Source organism: Cellulomonas sp. P2_B4 (assembly GCF_056404795.1).
Map to the genome: position 1 here is coordinate 1 of NZ_JBFUDI010000016.1, position 17,521 is coordinate 17,521.

General features: G+C 72.7%; 15 protein-coding genes. 3 read left to right on the top strand and 12 right to left on the bottom strand.

The annotated features are described in order from the left end of the window. Nucleotides 1-557: 557 nt before the first annotated feature. Genes tyrS through argC form a run of 11 tightly spaced genes read right to left on the bottom strand, consistent with a single transcriptional unit; the run spans nt 558 to nt 11,882 of the window. Nucleotides 558-1,820: a tyrosine--tRNA ligase gene (tyrS, locus tag AC1DZC_RS19180; RefSeq protein ID WP_477044367.1), complete on the bottom strand. Its 1,263-nt coding sequence runs from the start codon at nt 1,818-1,820 to the stop codon at nt 558-560. 58 nt (nt 1,821-1,878) lie between these two features. Continuing rightward, nucleotides 1,879-2,586 (bottom strand): DNA-3-methyladenine glycosylase, encoded by a 708-nt coding sequence (locus AC1DZC_RS19185; RefSeq protein WP_477044368.1) that lies wholly within the window; start codon nt 2,584-2,586, stop codon nt 1,879-1,881. Beyond that, nucleotides 2,583-3,182, bottom strand: a complete 600-nt coding sequence (locus AC1DZC_RS19190; protein ID WP_477044369.1) for a nucleoside/nucleotide kinase family protein — start codon at nt 3,180-3,182, stop codon at nt 2,583-2,585. Before AC1DZC_RS19190 ends, AC1DZC_RS19185 begins: the two co-directional genes overlap by 4 nt. 5 nt (nt 3,183-3,187) lie before the next feature. Beyond that, nucleotides 3,188-4,639, bottom strand: a complete 1,452-nt coding sequence (gene argH, locus AC1DZC_RS19195; RefSeq protein ID WP_477040965.1) for an argininosuccinate lyase — start codon at nt 4,637-4,639, stop codon at nt 3,188-3,190. Next, entirely contained in the window at nt 4,632-5,870 is a 1,239-nt protein-coding gene (locus AC1DZC_RS19200; RefSeq protein WP_477040966.1) for an argininosuccinate synthase, read from the bottom strand. The genes argH and AC1DZC_RS19200 overlap by 8 nt, the downstream gene beginning before the upstream one ends. Before the next feature lie 32 nt (nt 5,871-5,902). Next, complete coding sequence (locus tag AC1DZC_RS19205; protein ID WP_477044370.1) at nt 5,903-6,454, bottom strand: arginine repressor; 552 nt, start codon at nt 6,452-6,454, stop codon at nt 5,903-5,905. Beyond that, on the bottom strand, nt 6,451-7,383 hold the full coding sequence (argF, locus tag AC1DZC_RS19210; RefSeq protein WP_477044371.1) for an ornithine carbamoyltransferase: 933 nt from the start codon (nt 7,381-7,383) through the stop codon (nt 6,451-6,453). Before argF ends, AC1DZC_RS19205 begins: the two co-directional genes overlap by 4 nt. Then, nucleotides 7,380-8,654, bottom strand: coding sequence for an acetylornithine transaminase (locus AC1DZC_RS19215; protein WP_477044372.1), 1,275 nt, complete (start codon nt 8,652-8,654; stop codon nt 7,380-7,382). The genes argF and AC1DZC_RS19215 overlap by 4 nt, the downstream gene beginning before the upstream one ends. Then, nucleotides 8,651-9,610, bottom strand: a complete 960-nt coding sequence (gene argB / locus AC1DZC_RS19220) for an acetylglutamate kinase (protein ID WP_477040970.1) — start codon at nt 9,608-9,610, stop codon at nt 8,651-8,653. The genes AC1DZC_RS19215 and argB overlap by 4 nt, the downstream gene beginning before the upstream one ends. After that, nucleotides 9,607-10,821, bottom strand: a complete 1,215-nt coding sequence (argJ, locus tag AC1DZC_RS19225) for a bifunctional glutamate N-acetyltransferase/amino-acid acetyltransferase ArgJ (RefSeq protein ID WP_477044373.1) — start codon at nt 10,819-10,821, stop codon at nt 9,607-9,609. Before argJ ends, argB begins: the two co-directional genes overlap by 4 nt. Continuing rightward, nucleotides 10,818-11,882 carry an N-acetyl-gamma-glutamyl-phosphate reductase gene (gene argC / locus AC1DZC_RS19230; RefSeq protein ID WP_477044374.1) on the bottom strand — a complete coding sequence of 355 codons (1,065 nt, stop codon included), beginning with the start codon at nt 11,880-11,882 and terminating at the stop codon, nt 10,818-10,820. The genes argJ and argC overlap by 4 nt, the downstream gene beginning before the upstream one ends. An 83-nt stretch (nt 11,883-11,965) precedes the next feature. On the opposite strand from argC, the gene AC1DZC_RS19235 reads away from it, so the two are divergent. Genes AC1DZC_RS19235 through AC1DZC_RS19245 form a run of 3 tightly spaced genes read left to right on the top strand, consistent with a single transcriptional unit; the run spans nt 11,966 to nt 14,274 of the window. Further along, nucleotides 11,966-12,949 carry a quinone oxidoreductase family protein gene (locus AC1DZC_RS19235; protein ID WP_477044375.1) on the top strand — a complete coding sequence of 328 codons (984 nt, stop codon included), beginning with the start codon at nt 11,966-11,968 and terminating at the stop codon, nt 12,947-12,949. Further along, on the top strand, nt 12,946-13,674 hold the full coding sequence (locus AC1DZC_RS19240; RefSeq protein ID WP_477040974.1) for a DsbA family oxidoreductase: 729 nt from the start codon (nt 12,946-12,948) through the stop codon (nt 13,672-13,674). Before AC1DZC_RS19235 ends, AC1DZC_RS19240 begins: the two co-directional genes overlap by 4 nt. Nucleotides 13,675-13,707: 33 nt before the next feature. Beyond that, nucleotides 13,708-14,274: a dienelactone hydrolase family protein gene (locus tag AC1DZC_RS19245; RefSeq protein WP_477044376.1), complete on the top strand. Its 567-nt coding sequence runs from the start codon at nt 13,708-13,710 to the stop codon at nt 14,272-14,274. Nucleotides 14,275-14,298: 24 nt separating this feature from the next. On the opposite strand, the gene AC1DZC_RS19250 is transcribed toward AC1DZC_RS19245, so the two are convergent. Beyond that, nucleotides 14,299-17,382 carry a P-loop NTPase fold protein gene (locus AC1DZC_RS19250; RefSeq protein WP_477044377.1) on the bottom strand — a complete coding sequence of 1,028 codons (3,084 nt, stop codon included), beginning with the start codon at nt 17,380-17,382 and terminating at the stop codon, nt 14,299-14,301. Nucleotides 17,383-17,521 lie beyond the last annotated feature (139 nt).

Below are 17,521 nucleotides of genomic sequence, written 5' to 3' on the forward strand. Positions count from 1 at the left end.
CCAATCAGATTCGGCTGTATGTGGCATCGCCTTCCACGGAGGTAGAAGAACGACACCCATCTCAACCAAGACCCACCACCATCAACACCCCAGACCACCGGCCCAGAACATCTCAGATAGCAAGCCATATGGCATCGACTATTTGGCACACTGTTGAGTTCTCAAGGAACAGACGCGCATCTCCTCCGGATCTTTCGACCCGTCCGAGAGGCTTTGTCGTTCTGAATCTTACCTGGCTCTTCGGCCGCATTCCGCCACCCTCTCGGGCAGCTCCTGCGGGCCTGGAGCCCGTCCCTCAGACGAGTTCAGGGCGCACGAAGCGCCGTGAAGTTCGTTCAAGGGGTGGCCACCCTTGGGGACCAGCCACCGTGGTTCGATCCGCGGTGTCCGTTCCTCCCTCTCGGGCGACATCGAGAACATTACGCGCGTGTTGCGGCGGGTGTCCAATCGCTCCGCGGTGACGCCGGTCACCAGGGTGCCCGCACCGGGCAAACATCCAGGTCAGGCGCGCAAAAGGCCCGCGAGACCGGCTCGCGGGCCCTCGTCGCGGGCGGCGGTCACGCCTGGGCGTCGACCACCGCGAGCGTGCGCTTGCCACGGCGCAGGACGGCGAACCGCCCGTGCAGCAGGTCGTCGTCGGTCAGCACGGCGTCCTCGGCCGCCACGCGGACGTTGTTGACCGAGGCGCCACCTTCGGCGATTGCCCGACGGGCGGCGCCCTTGCTGGCCACCACGCCGGTCGCGGCGAGCAGGTCCGCGACGGGGTCGCCGGCCTTCCCCGGCGCCGACGGCAGCTCGGCCACGGCAGCGGTGAGCGTCGCGAGCGACAGGTCCCCCAGAGATCCCCGGCCGAAGAGTGCCTGGCTCGCCGCGACGACCTGGTCGGCCGCGTCCGTACCGTGCACGAGGGACGTGACCTCGTACGCGAGCGTGCGCTGGGCCTCCCGGGCCGCCGGTGCGGCAGCCACCGCGGCGGCCAGCTCGTCGATGCGCTCGCGCGACAGGAACGTGAAGACCGAGAGGTAGTTCACGACGTTGGCGTCCTCGGCGTTCAGCCAGAACTGGAAGAACGCGTACGGCGACGTCATCTCGGGGTCGAGCCAGACGGTGCCGGTCTCGGTCTTCCCGAACTTGGTGCCGTCCGCCTTGGTGATCAGGGGCGTGGCCAGGGCGTGGGCGGCGACACCCTCGGCCTTGCGGATGAGCTCGACCCCGGACAGCAGGTTGCCCCACTGGTCGTTGCCACCGGTCTGCAGGCTGATCCCGTGCCGGCGGTACAGCTCGAGGAAGTCCATCCCCTGCAGGATCTGGTAGCTGAACTCGGTGAAGCTGATCCCGGCGTCGCTGTTCAGGCGTCGTGCCACCGTGTCCTTCGCCAGCATCGTGCCCAGGCGGTAGTGCTTGCCGACGTCGCGCAGGAAGTCGATCGCCGACAGCGGCGCGGTCCAGTCGAGGTTGTTGACCATCGTCGCGGCGTTCGGGCCGTCGAACCGCAGCAGCGGCTCGATCTGCTTGCGGATGCGCTCGACCCAGCCGGACACGAGGGCCGGGTCGTTGAGCGTGCGCTCCCCCGCCATCTTCGGGTCGCCGATCAGGCCCGTCGCACCGCCGACCAGGGCGAACGGCACGTGGCCGGCGTCCTGCAGCCGTCGCACGGTGAGGATCTGGACCAGGTTGCCGATGTGCAGGCTCGGCGCGGTGGGGTCGAAACCGCAGTACAGCGACACCGGACCGGCGGACAGCGCGGACCGGAGGGCGTCGAGGTCGGTGGTCTGGGCGATCAGCCCGCGCCACTCGAGGTCGTCGAGCACGTGATTCATGAAGGTCTCCAAGGGTGTGAGAGCGGCGGGCGGCATCGACGAGCCGACGTCGTCGCCCTCAGGGGGCGTCTACCGACGTCGGCGGCCGATACGCCGGCCGATAGGCGGAGACGGTGCGCTCGTCGGTCAGCCAGTAGCGCCAGGGGAACCGGTTGCCCTCGCCGCCGGAGCCCGAGACGCCGACGCGCGGACCGGACTTGTGCGTGGGCAGGGAGACCACCTGCTGACGGTGCAGCACGATGTCGCCGCCGGCCTCGGTCACGTCGGCGCCGTTGGCGCGCATGTCGAGCCCGAGCGCGACGGCCAGGCGGGCGGGGCCGCGGGCCAGCTGCCGCTCGGAGTCGACGACACCGACCGACTCGCGTCGGCGCCACGCCAGGTCGACGCCGTCGACGATCTCCCCCGCGCGCAGCAGGACGGCGGCCGGGCTCCCGGTCGGTTCGGCGACGATGTTCAGGCAGTGGTGCAGACCCAGGTGCCGGTAGACGTAGAGCCGGCCCGGCTCCGCGAACATGACCGCGTTGCGCGACGTGCGGCCCCGGTACGCGTGCGAGCCCGGGTCCTCGGCGCCGGCGTAGGCCTCGACCTCGGTGATCCGGAGCGTGACGTCACCCTCCGGCGAGCGCGACGTCAGGTAGGCCCCGAGCAGGTCGCGGGCCACGGCGTGCACCTCGCGGGCGTACCAGACACGCGCCGGCACGACGAGGAACGCGCGCGGGTCGGAGGCGTCCGGCGGCTCGGGTCGGTTCGCGGGCGTCGTGCTCACACGCCCATCTTGCCGTACGGCGCCGGGCTGCCGTCCTCGGAGACCACCGCACCGAACGCGTCCAGCCGGACGTCGGCCCGCTCCCTGGTCGCCTCTCGGGCGAAGTGCGCGGCCTCCCCGTCCATCCACGCGAGCCAGTGCTCGCGCGCGTCGTCGCCGTCCCGGGCGAGCCCGCGCTCCAGGCGCAGCGACGCGGGCGCCTCCACCCAGACCCGGAGGACGGCGAAGGCGTCGACGGCTCGTCGCGCGGAACCGCAACCCTCGAGCACGAGGAGGTCGGGAACCGGGACGTCGACCCAGTCGGCGAAGGCGCCGGACGGCCAGTCGTAGCGCTGGAACCGGCCGGGCAGGCCTCGTCGGAGCGGTTCGAGGACCTGTGCGGACAGGCGCGGCCACAGGGAGCCCTCGAGGCCGGACCAGCCCTCGTAGAGGTCGTCGAGATGGACGACCTCCGCCGAGGCACCGACGTCGGCTGCGTCCCGGGCGATGCGGGACGCCGTCGTCGTCTTGCCCGATCCCGCGGGACCGTCGATCGCCACGAGCCGGACGCGCCCGCAGCGGGGCTCGGCCGCCAGGGCGCGTGCGGCGAGGCTCATCGGGCTCAGGCGGTCCAGGTCCGCAGCTCGGCGGCGCGGGCGCGGGCGCGGACCAGCTGCTCGGCCACCCGGACCGGAGCCGTGCCACCCACGGCGGACCGCGAGGCCAGGGAGCCCTCGACCGTCAGCACGGAGCGGACCTCGGGGGTCAGGTGCTCGGAGATCGCCGCGAGCTCGTCGTCCGTGAGGTCCCAGAGCTCGATCGGCGGCTGGTGCTCCTCGCAGGCCCGGACGCACGCACCGGCGACCTCGTGCGCCACCCGGAACGGCACGCCGTTGCGGACCAGCCACTCCGCGATGTCGGTCGCGAGCGAGAAGCCCTGCGGTGCGAGGGAGGCCAGCCGGTCCGTGTCGAACTCCAGCGTCGCGACCATGCCCGCGAACGCCGGCAGCAGGATCGTGAGCTGGTCGATCTGGTCGAAGACCGGCTCCTTGTCCTCCTGCAGGTCGCGGTTGTACGCGAGCGGGAGGCCCTTGAGCGTGGTGAGCAGCCCGGTCAGGTCGCCGACGAGACGTCCCGCCTTGCCGCGCGCGAGCTCGGCGATGTCGGGGTTCTTCTTCTGCGGCATGATGCTCGACCCCGTGGAGTAGGCGTCGTGCAGCTTGACGAAGCCGAACTCCTTGGTCGCCCAGAGGATGACCTCCTCGGCGAGCCGCGAGATGTCCACGGCGGCCATCGCGGCGACGAAGGCGAACTCGGCGACGACGTCGCGCGACGCCGTGCCGTCGATCGAGTTCTCGACCGGCCCGTCGAACCCGAGGTCCGCGGCCACCGCGGCAGGGTCCAGGCCCAGCGACGAGCCCGCGAGCGCACCGGAGCCGTAGGGCGAGCGCGCCGCGCGGGCGTCCCAGTCCTGCCAGCGCTCGACGTCGCGCAGGAGCGGCCAGACGTGGGCGAGCAGGTGGTGGGCCAGGAGCACCGGCTGCGCGTGCTGCAGGTGCGTACGACCGGGCATCGGGGCGTCGCCCGCGGCCACGGCCTGGTCGGCGAGCGCGTCGGCGACGTCCAGCAGCAGGCCGCCGACGAGACGCGCCTGCTCGCGCAGGTACATCCGCACCAGCGTGGCGATCTGGTCGTTGCGTGAGCGTCCGGCGCGCAGCTTGCCGCCCAGGTCGGCGCCGGCGCGGTCGATCAGGCCGCGCTCGAGAGCGGTGTGCACGTCCTCGTCGGCGATCACCGGCAGGAAGTCGCCGTTGCGGACGTCCACCGCCAGGCGCTCGAGGGCGTCGGTCATCCCCGCGAGCTCGTCGTCGGTCAGCAGGCCGGCACCGTGCAGGACGCGCGCGTGCGCGACCGAGCCGGCGATGTCGTGCTGGGCGAGCCGCCAGTCGAAGTGCGTCGACTGCGACAGCGCCTGCAGGGCCGCCGACGGGCCGCCGGCGAACCGGCCGCCCCAGAGGGCCGCGGACGGGGTCGAGACCTGACCCGCCCGCGGCGGCGCCACCTCGTCAGGCACGGATCCCGCCCTGCGAGCCGAGGTCCACGCCGTTGCCGAAGCGCACGTCGCGCGCCGCGGCGAGCTTGGAGCTCAGGCCGTAGATCTCGATGAAGCCCTTGGCCGCGGCCTGGTCGAACGTGTCGCCGGTGTCGTAGGTGGCCAGGTTGAAGTCGTAGAGGCTCGCGTCGGAGCGACGACCCGTGACCGTGGCGCGGCCGCCGTGCAGGACGAGCCGCACGTCGCCGGAGACGTAGCGCTGGGTGTCGTCGACGAACACGTCGAGCGACTTCTTCAGCGGGGAGAACCACTGGCCGTCGTAGACCAGCTCGGTCCAGCGCTGCTCGACGCCGCGCTTGAACCGGGCCTGCTCGCGCTCGACGGTGACGTTCTCCAGCTCCTGGTGCGCGGCGATGAGCGCGATCGCGCCCGGCGCCTCGTAGACCTCGCGCGACTTGATGCCGACGAGCCGGTCCTCGACGATGTCGATCCGGCCGACGCCCTGGGCGCCCGCACGGCGGTTCATCTCCTGGATGGCCTGCAGCGGCGTCACCGGGACGCCGTCGAGCGCGACCGGCACGCCGGCCTCGAACGTGATGATGACCTCGTCGGCCACCGGCGGGAACGTCGGGTCGTCCGTGTACGTGTAGACGTCCTTGGTCGGGCCGTTCCAGATGTCCTCGAGGAAGCCGGTCTCCACCGCACGACCCCAGACGTTCTGGTCGATCGAGAACGGGTTGTGCTTCGTCGTCTCGATGGGCAGCGCGTTGCGGGTGGCGAACTCGATGGCCTTGTCGCGGGTCAGCGCGAGGTCGCGCACGGGCGCGAGGCAGGTCAGGTCGGGCGCCAGCGACGTGATGCCGACCTCGAAGCGGACCTGGTCGTTGCCCTTGCCGGTGCAGCCGTGGGCGACCGTCGTCGCGCCGAACTGGCGGGCGGCCCGGACCAGGTGCTTGACGATGACCGGGCGGGACAGCGCCGAGACCAGCGGGTAGCGGTCGAGGTAGAGCGCATTGGCCTTGAGGGCCGGCATGCAGTACTCGTCGGCGAACTCGTCGCGGGCGTCGGCCACGTAGGCCTCGACCGCGCCGCAGTCCAGCGCGCGCTGACGGATGACGTCGAGGTCCTCGCCACCCTGGCCGACGTCGACCGCGACCGCGATCACCTCGGCGCCGGTCGCCTCGGCGATCCAGCCGATGCCCACGGAGGTGTCCAGGCCGCCGGAGTAGGCGAGGACGACGCGCTCAGTCATGAAAGTCTCTCTTCTCGGGGTGTTCTACAGGGTCAGTCTGCCGGGCGCGCGCGAGGGGCGGCGTCCGGGCGGGCATCGGTGGCCAGGGCCAGGAAGCGGGCGGCGAGGGCCGCGCCGGTGTCGCCCTCGCGGGCGATCACGAGCACCGTGTCGTCGCCGGCGATCGTGCCCAGCACCGCGGGCAGGATCGAGTGGTCGATCGCGGAGGCGAGGAACTGCGCCGCTCCGGGGGGCGTGCGTAGGACCACGAGGTTGCCGGACGCCTCGGCCGTGACCAGGAGCTCAGCGCACAGGCGCGCGAGCCGGGAGGCCAGCATCTCCTCGTCGGGACCCGTGGACGGCGTGGTGCGACCGCCGCCCTCGACAGGCACCGCGTACGCGAGGGCCCCGGAAGGCGTGCGGATCTTCACGGCCCGCAGCTCGACGAGGTCGCGGCTCAGCGTCGCCTGCGTGACCGAGACACCCTCGGCCGCGAGCAGCTCGGCCAGCTGCTGCTGGGAGTGCACCAGCCCGCGGGTCAGCAGCGACGTGACCAGCGCGTGGCGCGCCGCCTTGGTGTGCGGGACCGACGACGTGACGCTCATGCCTGCTCCAGCAGCCAGGTCAGCAGCGCCTTCTGCGCGTGCAGGCGGTTCTCGGCCTCGTCCCAGACCACCGACTGCGGTCCGTCGAGCACCTCGGCGGTGATCTCCTTGCCGCGGTACGCGGGCAGGCAGTGCAGGACGATCGCGTCGGACGCGGCCAGCGCCATCGCGGCCGAGTCGACGCGGTACGGGACGAACGGCGTCTCCCGCAGAGCGGCCTCGGACTCCTGCCCCATCGACACCCAGGTGTCCGTGGCGACGACGTCCGCGCCGGTCACGGCCTCGGCGAGGTCGTGCGTGACCTGCACGGAGCCACCGGTGGCAGCGGCGATCGCCGCCGCGTCGGCGAGGATCGCCGGATCCGGCAGGAAGCCGAGGGGCGTCCCGACGCGCACGTGCAGGCCCGCCGTCGCGCCGCCCAGCAGGTACGAGTGCGCCATGTTGTTCGCCCCGTCGCCGACGTACGCGAGGGTCTGGCCCGGCAGCCGGTCGACTCCCCCGCGGTGCTGCGCGATCGTCATGAGGTCGGCCAGGATCTGGCACGGGTGGAACTCGTCGGTCAGCGCGTTGACGACGGGCACGCCCGACAGCGCGGCCATCTGGTCGAGCCGCTCCTGCGCGTGCGTGCGCCAGACGATCGCGGCGACCTGCCGCCCGAGGACCCGTGCGGTGTCGGCGATCGACTCCCGCTCGCCGATCTTGGCGAGGTTGCCGTCGACGCTGAGCGGGAAGCCGCCCAGCTCGGCGATCCCGGCCGTGAACGACACCTGCGTGCGCAGCGTCGGCTTGTCGAAGATGACCGCCACCGGCTGGGGTCCCGCGAGCGGGGTCCGCAGGAAGTGGTCGTCGCGGAACGCGAGCGCGAGCCGCAGGACGTCCCGCTGCTCGGCGGGCGTCAGGTCGTCGTCGCGCAGGAAGGAGCGGGTCACGACGACACCTCGAGCCCCGCGAGGAAGTCCACGAACTGGCCCGCCTGCTCGTCGGTCAGGATGAACGGCGGCGCGAGCCGGATCGCCGTCGGGTTGACGGCGTTGACGATGAAGCCCGCGGCCAGCGCCTCGGTCGCCACCTGCCCCGCGACCGGTCCGGCGAGCTCGATGCCGATGAGCAGGCCCTCGCCCCGGACCCCGACGACCAGCGGGTTGCCGGTGGCGGCGAGTCGGGCGCGGAGCCGCTCCCCCAGGCCGCTGACGTGCTCGAGCAGGCCGTCGCGCTCGATGACGCCGATGGTCGCCAGGCCCGCCGCGGACGCGACCGGGTTCCCGCCGAACGTCGAGCCGTGCTGGCCGCGGCCGAGCAGCGCCGACGTCTCCGGGCCGAACGCGACGAGCGCGCCGACCGGGAAGCCACCGCCGAGCCCCTTGGCCACGGTGACGGCGTCGGGCACGATCCCGCCGCCGATGTGCGGGTGGTGGTGCGCCATCCACGCGCCCGTGCGGCCCATGCCGGTCTGCACCTCGTCGAGGATCAGCAGGGCGCCGTTCTCCGACGTCAGCCGGCGGGCCAGCGCGAGGTAGCCGGGCGGCAGCGGCACGACGCCGGCCTCCCCCTGGATGGGCTCGACGACGAGTGCGGCGACCTGGTCGCCGGCCGTCGCGAAGGCCGCCTCGAGCGCCTCGGAGTCGCCGAACGGGACGAACTCGACGCCGCCGGGCAGCGGCTCGAACGGCTCCCGGTAGGCGGCCTTGTGGGTCAGGGCGAGCGCGCCCATCGACCGCCCGTGGAACGAGCCCTCGAGCGCGAGGATGCGCGGCCGGCCCGTCCGGCGGGCCAGCTTGAACGCGGCCTCGTTGGCCTCCGTGCCCGAGTTGGTCAGGAAGACGTGCGAGCCGTGCGGCGCGCCCGCGAGCGCGATCAGACGCTCCGCGAACGCGATCTGCGTGGGGCTGCCGAAGAAGTTGGAGACGTGTCCGAGCGTGCCGAGCTGCGCGCTGATCGCGGCCGTGAGCGTCGGGTGGGCGTGGCCGAGCGAGTTCACCGCGATCCCGGCGAGCAGGTCGAGGTAGCGCGTCCCGTCGGCGTCCCAGACGTACGAGCCCTCGCCGCGCACGAGCACCCGCTGCGGCGCGCCGAACGTGTCCATGACCGCGTGCGTGTAGCGGTCGGTCCAGTCGGCGACCGAACCGTCGACGGCCGGGACCGGAAGCGTCGCGTCGGGGGTGGCGTCGGCCCGGTGCCGGGCGCGCTGCAGGTCGGTCATGACGCCACCACCGGGATCGGCGCCGTGAACGGGGCGTCCGCCGGCTCCTCGTCGGGAAGCACCATGGTGCCGATGCCCTCCGAGGTGAAGATCTCGACCAGGATCGAGTGCGGCTCGCGGCCGTCGATGACGTGCGCCCGGCCGACGCCGCCCTCGACGGCGCGCCAGCAGGCCTCCATCTTGGGCCGCATGCCGGCGTCGAGGCTCGGGAGGATGACGGCGAGCTCGGCGGCGCTGAGACGACGCACGAGCGAACCCTTGTCCGGCCAGCTCGTGTAGAGGCCCTCGACGTCCGTGAGCACGATGAGCTTGCGCGCACCGAGCGCGACCGCGAGCGCCGCGGCCGCGGTGTCCGCGTTGACGTTGAGCACCTGCGTCGGGTCGTCGAGGTCGGGCGCGACGGTCGAGACGACGGGGATCCGGCCCGCGTCGAGCAGGTCGAGCACGGCGCTCGGGTTGACCTGGACGACGTCGCCGACGAGGCCGACGTCGACGGGCTCGCCGTCGACGACCACCGAGCGGCGACGCGCCTGGAACAGGCCGCCGTCCTCGCCGGACAGGCCGACCGCGTGCGGGCCGTGGGCGTTGAGCAGCCCGACGAGCTCACGCGAGACCTGGCCGGTGAGCACCATCCGCACCACGTCCATCGCCTCGGGCGTGGTGACGCGCAGCCCCCCGCGGAACTCCGACTCGATGCCGAGCCGGTCGAGCATCGTGTTGATCTGCGGTCCTCCGCCGTGCACGACGACCGGGCGCAGGCCGACCTGCCGCAGGAACACCATGTCCTGGGCGAACGCACGCTTGAGGTCCTCGTCGATCATGGCGTTGCCGCCGTACTTGACGACGACGAGGGCGCCCGCGAACTTCTGCAGCCACGGGAGCGCCTCGATGAGCACCTCCGCCTTCTGCTCGGGACGCAGGTCGGTGCGGGTGTTGAAGACGAAGTCGTCGGTCATGTCGAGTACGCGCTGTTCTCGTGGACGTAGTCGTGCGTGAGGTCGTTGGTCCAGACGGTGACCACCTCGGACCCGGCGTGCAGGTCGATGAGCACGTGCACCTCGCGGTTCGCGGCCAGGTCGACCTCCGTCCGCGGCCGGTACGCGCCGCCCGCCTTGCACACCTGGACCCCGTTGATCGTGACGTCCAGCTGGTCGGGGTCGTACGGCGCGACGCTCTCGGGCACGGTGCCGACCTGCGCGAGCACGCGGCCCCAGTTCGGGTCGTTGCCGAACATGGCGGCCTTGAACAGGTTGGACCGGGTGACGGCCCGTGCCACGGCGAGCCCCGCGGCCTCGGTCGAGGCGCCCATCACGGTCACCGCGATGTCGTGCGACGCGCCCTCGGCGTCGGCGATCAGCGCCCGCGCCAGCTCCGCGCACACCTGGGTCAGGGCGGCCGTGAACCCGGCCGGGTCCGGCACCGCGCGGCTCGCGCCGGAGACCAGGAGCGTCACCGTGTCGGACGTGGACATGCAGCCGTCGGAGTCGATGCGGTCGAACGTCTGGCTCGTCGCGGTCCGCAGCGCGGCCTCAGCGGTCTCGGCGTCCACGACCGCGTCCGTCGTGATCACGCAGAGCATCGTCGCGAGGCCGGGTGCGAGCATGCCGGCGCCTTTGGCCATCCCGCCGACGGTCCACACGCCGCGGTCGCCCTCGATCGTCAGGTGCGCGGTCTTCGGGACGGAGTCGGTGGTCATGATCGCCACGGCCGCGTCGTACCCGCCCGTGCGCGACAGGTGCGAGACGGCGGTGTCGACGCCTGCGAGCACCTTGCCGATGGGCAGCGGCTCGCCGATCAGGCCGGTCGAGCACACGACGACGTCGCCGGGCGAGATCTCGAGGACCGCACCCACCTTCTCGGCCGTGCGGTGCACGTCGAGGAAGCCGTCCGGGCCGGTGCACACGTTGGCGCCGCCGGAGTTGAGGATCACCGCGCTGACCACGCCGTCCGAGACCGCCTGACGCGACCAGACGACCGGCGCGCCGACCACCCGGTTCGTCGTGAAGACCGCGGCCGCCACCTGGGACGGACCCTCGTTGACGACGAGCGCGAGGTCCGGACGACCGGAGGACTTCAGGCCCGCGACGACGCCCGAGGCCTGGAAGCCCGCGGCGGCGGTGACGCCCGGGGAGGGCTGGGCGAGCGCGTCGACCGTCTCGACACTCATGGGGCAACTCCGTCCAGTGGAAGGCCGAGCGTCTCGGGGAGCCCGAGCGCGAGGTTCAGCGACTGCAGGGCGCCACCGGCGGTGCCCTTGACCAGGTTGTCGATCGCGGTGACGGTGACGACCCGGCCGGCCCGCTCGTCGACCGCGACCTGCACGAGCGCGGTGTTCGCGCCGAGCGTCGCGGCGGTCGTCGGCCACTGGCCCTCGGGCAGCAGGTGCACGAAGGGCTCGTCGGCGTAGGTCTGCTCCCAGGCGGCCCGCACGGTCGAGGGGTCGGTCCCCGGGACGAGGCGGGCCGTGGCGGTCGCCAGGATCCCGCGCGCCATGGGCACGAGCGTCGGCGTGAACGAGATGGTGACGTCCGACGCGCCCGCCGAGCGCAGGTTCTGGCCGATCTCCGGGATGTGCCGGTGCGTTCCGCCGACCGCGTAGGGCTGTGCGGAGCCGAGCGCCTCGCTCGCGAGCAGGTGTGTCTTGAGGGACCTGCCGGCGCCGGAGTACCCGTTGGCCAGGACCGCGACGAGGTCCGTCGGCTCGATCAGGCCGGCGGCGATCCCGGGCTGGAGCCCCAGGCTCACGGCGGTGACGTTGCAGCCGGGGACGGCGATCCTGGTCGCGGCCTTCAGCGTGGCGCGCTGCGCCGACGCGGTGCGCTCCCCCGCCTGCAGCAGCTCGGGCAGCCCGTACGGCCAGGTGCCGGCGTGCGCGCTGCCGTAGTAGGCCTCCCAGTCGGCTGCGTCCACGAGCCGGTGGTCGGCACCGAGGTCGACGACGATCGCGCGGTCCCCCCGGGCGGCCAGCTCCGCCGCGACGGCGCCGCTGGCCCCGTGCGGGAGCGCCAGGACGACGACGTCGTGGCCCGCGAGGGCGTCGACCCCCGTCGGCTCCAGCAACCGGTCGGCCAGCGAGCGCAGGTGCGGCTGGTGCGCGCCGAGGAGGGTGCCCGCGTTGGAGTGGGCGGTGAGCGTGCCGATCCGCGCCTCGGGATGGGCGAGCAGCACCCGCAGCATCTCGCCGCCGGCGTACCCGCTGGCGCCTGCGACCGCGACCGTGAACGTCATATGCATGAACATACACGGCGATGTACGAAGATACGAAAGCCGTTCGTCGGGAAGATCGCGCGTCGCCGTCGCGTTGCCCCATCGTGCGCGCCATCCACGCCTCCGCCGCGGGCGGACCCGACGTCCTCGAGCTCGTCGACCTTCCCGACCCGACGCCGGAGGCCGACGAGGTCGTCGTCCGGGTCGCCGCGACGGGCGTCAACTTCATCGACACCTACCGCCGTTCCGGGCTGTACGCGGCGCCGTACCCGCACGTCCCCGGCTCGGAGGGTGCGGGCACCGTCGTCGCGACCGGTGACGACGTGACCGGGTTCGCCGTGGGCGACCGGGTCGCCTGGACGTCCGGTCCCGGCTCCTACGCCGAGCTCGTGCGCGTGAAGGAGTCCGCGCTGCTGACGGTCCCCGCCGGGCTCGACCTGCAGGTCGCGGCCGCCGTCCTGCTCCAGGGTCTGACCGCGCACTACCTCATGTCGTCCGTCTTCCCGCTCACCGACGAGCACGAGGTCCTCGTGCACGCGGCGGCCGGCGGGGTCGGGCTGCTGCTGACCCAGCTGGCGTCCGCCAGGGGTGCACGCGTCATCGCGACGGTCGGCACCCCCGACAAGGAGCGGCTCGCGCGCGAGGCGGGCGCCGCCGAGGTCATCCGCTACCGCGAGCTCGACGACCTGACGCGCGACCTGCCCGCCGAGGTGCGGGGCCTCACCGACGGACGCGGCGTGCACGTCGTGTTCGACTCCGTCGGCAAGGACACGTTCGAGGCCTCGCTCGCGTCGCTGCGCCGCCGAGGCACGCTCGCCCTCTTCGGTTCGTCATCCGGCCCTGCTCCGCTGTTCGACCCGCAGCGGCTCAACAACCTGGGGTCCCTGTTCCTGACCCGGCCCACGCTCGGCGACTACACGGCGACGCGCGAGGAGCTGGTCTGGCGGGCCGGCGAGCTGTTCGACGCCGTGCTCGCCGGCACGCTGGACGTGCGCATCGGCGCCACCTACCCCCTGGCCGATGCGGCCGAGGCCCACCGCGCGCTCGAGTCGCGCTCCACGACCGGAAAGGTCCTGCTCCTCCCGTGACTGTTCCCCTGCTCAACCAGACCCGCACGCTGACCGTCGAGATCTGGTCGGACATCGCGTGCCCGTGGTGCTACATCGGCAAGAAGCGCTTCGAGACGGCCCTCGCGGACTTCCCGTTCCGCGACGACGTCCAGGTGACCTGGCGCGCGTTCGAGCTCTCGCCCGACACGCCGACCGGCCCGGGCCGGCCCGAGATCGACGCGCTCGCCGAGCACAAGGGCATCCCGCGCCCGCAGGTCGAGCGCATGTTCGCGCAGGTCACGGCCGTGGCCGCCGGCGAGGGGCTCGCGTACGACTTCGACCGGACCCTGTCCTTCAACACGTTCGACGGGCACCGCCTGGTGCACCTGGCGACGACCGTGGGTCTCGGCGACCGCGTCCTGGAGGCCCTGTACTCCGCGCACTTCGAGCACGGCGCCGACCTGGGCGACGACGAGACGCTCGTGCGGGTCGTCAGCGAGGCCGGGCTCGACGCGGACCAGGCCCGGGCCGTCCTCGCCGGCGGCGACCACGCCGACGACGTGCGCCGCGACGAGGCCGAGGCGCGCGCGATCGGCGTCACCGGGGTGCCGTTCTTCGTGGTCGACCGACGTCTCGGTGTCTCGGGCGCGCAGCCGGCTGACGTGTTCACGCAGCTGCTCGAGGAGGGCTGGAAGTCGGCGAACCCGCTGGCCACCCTCGCGCCCGCCGCCGAGGCGTGCGTGGACGACTCCTGCGCGATCTGAGCGGGTGTCGGACCCTCGCGCCATGATCGGGGCATGACAAACGTCCTGCTCCTGCACCACGCCCAGGGCCTGACACCCGGGGTCGTCGCGTTCGCCGACGCCCTGCGTGCCGCCGGCCACACCGTGCACACGCCCGACGTCTACGACGGGCACACGTTCGACGACCTCGAGTCCGGCCTCGCCTACGCGGGGTCGGTCGGCTTCGGGACCGTCATGCAGCGCGGCGTGAGCGCCGCCGAGGGTCTGCCCGACGACACCGTCTACATCGGGCTGTCGCTCGGCGTGATGGCCGCCCAGCAGCTCGCCCAGACCCGACCCGGTGCCGCCGGAGCGGTGTTCGTCGCGTCGTGCCTGCCCGTCTCCGAGTTCGGCAGCTGGCCGGACGGAGTGCCGGTCCAGGTGCACGGCAAGGACGCGGACCCGATCTTCGTCGACGAGGGCGACCTCGATGCGGCCCGCGCGCTGGTGGACTCGGTGGAGGGCGCAGAGCTGTTCCTCTACCCGGGCGACCAGCACCTGTTCGTGGACAGCAGCCTCCCCGCGTACGACCGGGCGGCCTCGGAGGAGCTGACCGCACGGGTGCTCGCGTTCCTGAAGTGAGCGCCGGTCCGTCCTGCGTGAGCGTCAGACCGAGCTCGCCGTCGGGGCGATCACCGACCCCAGCTGGTAGGTGAATCGGGACACCAGCGGGACCCATCGCTGATAGGCCTCGATGGAGGAGGCATCGACCACCGGCTTCAGCTTCTCCATGCGACGGACCACGTCGCTCGCGTCGCCGTTCGCCTGGAGAAGCGTCCAGACCTTCGCGGTCGGGCCGGCTGCCACGATGCTGCCGAACACGGCGGTCGCTGCGCCCGGGCAGCCGATCTGCAGCGCGAGGAGCACGATGACGGCCCGGTACTCGCCTCCGCCCTTCGGGCTGAAGCGGTCCGCGTCGTCGTCGCCGGCGCAGACCCGGAGCATCCGATAGGTGTTCACGAGCCGTTTGGTCGCCCGCGGTGTCGTGATGAGGGCGCCGATCTGTCCGAGCAGCACGCGTTCCTCGCTCGAGATGTTCAGCGACTCGGGCTTCGGCATCGCCACCTCGATCCCGCTCACCGGTCCGGGGTCGGCGACGGCAGGGCCGGGCGTGGGCGTCGGCTCGTCGTCGCCCGCCTGGTCTCCGTCGAGCGCCGGCGCGTCCTGGGCGGCTCCCGTCCGGGCCGCAAGGCCGTCGGTCGACGAGATCGCCGGGGTCAGCGAGGCCACCAGCGCCGAGTAGCCGTCCGGCGACATCGGCCTGAGCACGAACGGCAGCTGGATGATCTTCTCCAGGTAGTCGCGCGGGCTCTCGAGGAGCTTGTCGTAGCAGGCCCTCAGCGACGCCTCGAGCCAGCGGCCGTCCACCCCGATGACGACGACGAAGAGCTTGAAGGTGAGCAGGAGGTTGACCGCCTGCAGGACCTTGACCACCTCCTCGGCCGGGCACCGGTCGAGGTCGTCGATGTAGAGCACGATCCGGTCGACGTCGAGCGAGTCCCCCGGTTGTCCGGAGCCCTCGTTGCTCACGCGCGCCGCGGCGGCCCGGAGCTGCTCGGGCGGCGGACCGGCCTGGGTGCTGTCCGGCAGCACGCTCTCGTTCTGCAGCAGCCACGTGAGCTGCTCGAAGTCCTTGCGCAGCTGCGACATCATGCTCAGCTTGGCGCCGTACTCCGACCGCGCCGAGCTGACGAGGTCGTGCAGCCGCTGTCCTCGGTTCCGCAGCCGCGCCAGGTCCTCCATCCGCGCGGCGACCTCCTCGGCGGCGAGGTCGCGGTCGCGGCGCGCGAGCGCGAGCTTCTCCTCGGCCGCGACGACTGGCTCCTCGCGTCTCTCCCGCGCCGACCGGGCCAGGCGCAGGATGTGGGACGCACCGACGAGGGCCGGCGTGAGGACCGACAGCAGACCGACGACGACCGCCAGGACGTTCCCCCACCACCCCAGCTGCCCGACCGCGACGACGGCGCCGACGAGCACGACGACGGCCGCGAGCCAGATCAGGGTCGCGCGGCGACGCCGCGTGGCGAGCTCGCCGCGGACGAGCCTGCGGAAGACGTCGAGCTCTTCGAGGAACGTCGACGTGGACTCCACGGCGCCCACGAGGCGCTCGGTCGGCAGGTCGACGTGGTCCGACCGGCCGAAGTCTTGGAGCCGATGTTCCAGGTCGGCGACGTTCCGGACGGCGTCGACCGCGGCGGGAACAGCCGATCGCGCGATCGTCGACGCCCTGCCCGCGAACACCTGCGCGCTCCGCAGCTCCCGCTCGGCCTCGAGGACGGCGTCCTCGGCCACGATCGCGGCCTGCGTCGCCTGCCCGAGCTTGTCCGCCTTGGTGCGCTTGACCTCGTCCAGCGGACTGTCGACCAGACCGTCGAAGATGGTCGCCGCGAGACTCGCCCACAGGTTGCCGTCGACGTAGTGCCAGGCGTTGAACTGGATCTGCCGGATGTTCTTGCAGAACGGCGCCGCCTCCGGCCGTCCCTCGCGGGCCAGCGCCGAGAGGACCCCCAGCCGCTCCCGCAGCATGGCCATGAAGAAGCTCTTCCCGCTGCCCCACTCGCCGAAGAGCCCGACGGCCAGCGGGAGCGGCGTGTGCTCGTCCAGCGCCACCGTCGCCAGCATCTCGACCTCGCGGCTCAGGTCGAGCCGGTCGGCCTGGCCGACGTTCTGGTCCGGCACCGTGTCCGCTGCCGGGTTGGCCAGCAGCGCACCCCGGCCGCCGATCCGCGCCCGCAGGGCGGCGATGAAGCTGCACTCCTCGATCGCCAGAGCGGCGTCGAGCAGGCCGGCGGAGGTGACGGGTCGTCCGGATCGTCGCGCCCCGGCGAGCGCAGCCTCGACGTGCCGCGAGAGCTGCGGCAGCGCGTCCAGCGGCCCCCACGTGACGTCGGCGGGGATGTCACCGTGACCGAACGAGGCGGCGACGGCTGCGAGCTCCTGCGCGTCGACCCGACCGAACCTCGCGCGCGTGGTGTCGTCCGCAGCCCGGTGCAGTGCGATGACGAGCTGTTCCATGTGCACGTGGGACGACCCGACCCGCCGTCGGATCCCCTCGGCGTAGGAGATCGCGTCCTGCGCCCCGCCCGTCAGGTCGTGCCAGTGCAGCGCGTCGCCCTCGTCGGGATCTGCGCTGCTGGGATCGACGCCGGACGAGATCGAACCGGAGCTGTCGGCGTCGCTGCGACGGGCGGCGGTCCAGCGCGACAGCTCTTCGGAGAGCACGGAGGCTTTCGCCGGGTCGATCTCGACGATCCGGAGCCGCGCCGCGGGCTGCGCGGTGCTGACGAACCCGTTCGCCAGCGCCGCGAACGACGCCCGAGGGTCGAGCTTGCCGACCCCCGTGCCGAGCGAGGGGGTCGCCAGGTCGAGGAGCGTCGGGTCCGTCCTCGTCAGCTCGCCGAGCCGGCGACCGATCTGCTCGATCATCGAGGGCACCGAGGGTTGACCGCGGTCAACCGTCGCCGCGAACCCGAGGTAGCGCACCGGGGGCGCGGCGGTCGGCACCTTGACCAGCTCCACGCCGCCGGGCTCAATCTGGCCCGGCCCACGGACGCCGAGCCGCGTCACGACCGCCCGCCACGGCTCGCCGAACCCGCCTTGCGTCGTGGAGGGGACGACGAACAGGTCGGCACGTACGTGTGCGGCGTCGGCCAGCTGGACGACGACCTGGGCGGACACGGCTTCGGCCATGAGCTTCACACCTCGCTACCCCGACGTGCGCGGTTGCCTCGGACGGCCGGCGACGTCTCTCCTGAGACAAGCACGGTCCTCACTCGAAGGGCCAGCACCGTGGCAGCCAGATACACGGCGGACGCCCCGGACCGGTGGC

Bases quoted from the DNA above. Each gene is read 5' to 3' on its own strand.
- AC1DZC_RS19205 (WP_477044370.1), bottom strand. From the start codon at position 6,454: ATGAGCGTCACGTCGTCGGTCCCGCACACCAAGGCGGCGCGCCACGCG.
- argJ (WP_477044373.1), bottom strand. From the start codon at position 10,821: ATGAGTGTCGAGACGGTCGACGCGCTCGCCCAGCCCTCCCCGGGCGTC.
- AC1DZC_RS19215 (WP_477044372.1), bottom strand. From the start codon at position 8,654: ATGACCGACCTGCAGCGCGCCCGGCACCGGGCCGACGCCACCCCCGAC.
- argB (WP_477040970.1), bottom strand. From the start codon at position 9,610: ATGACCGACGACTTCGTCTTCAACACCCGCACCGACCTGCGTCCCGAG.
- AC1DZC_RS19245 (WP_477044376.1), top strand. From the start codon at position 13,708: ATGACAAACGTCCTGCTCCTGCACCACGCCCAGGGCCTGACACCCGGG.
- AC1DZC_RS19190 (WP_477044369.1), bottom strand. From the start codon at position 3,182: ATGAGCCTCGCCGCACGCGCCCTGGCGGCCGAGCCCCGCTGCGGGCGC.
- AC1DZC_RS19200 (WP_477040966.1), bottom strand. From the start codon at position 5,870: ATGACTGAGCGCGTCGTCCTCGCCTACTCCGGCGGCCTGGACACCTCC.
- tyrS (WP_477044367.1), bottom strand. From the start codon at position 1,820: ATGAATCACGTGCTCGACGACCTCGAGTGGCGCGGGCTGATCGCCCAG.
- AC1DZC_RS19250 (WP_477044377.1), bottom strand. From the start codon at position 17,382: ATGGCCGAAGCCGTGTCCGCCCAGGTCGTCGTCCAGCTGGCCGACGCC.
- argC (WP_477044374.1), bottom strand. From the start codon at position 11,882: ATGACGTTCACGGTCGCGGTCGCAGGCGCCAGCGGGTACGCCGGCGGC.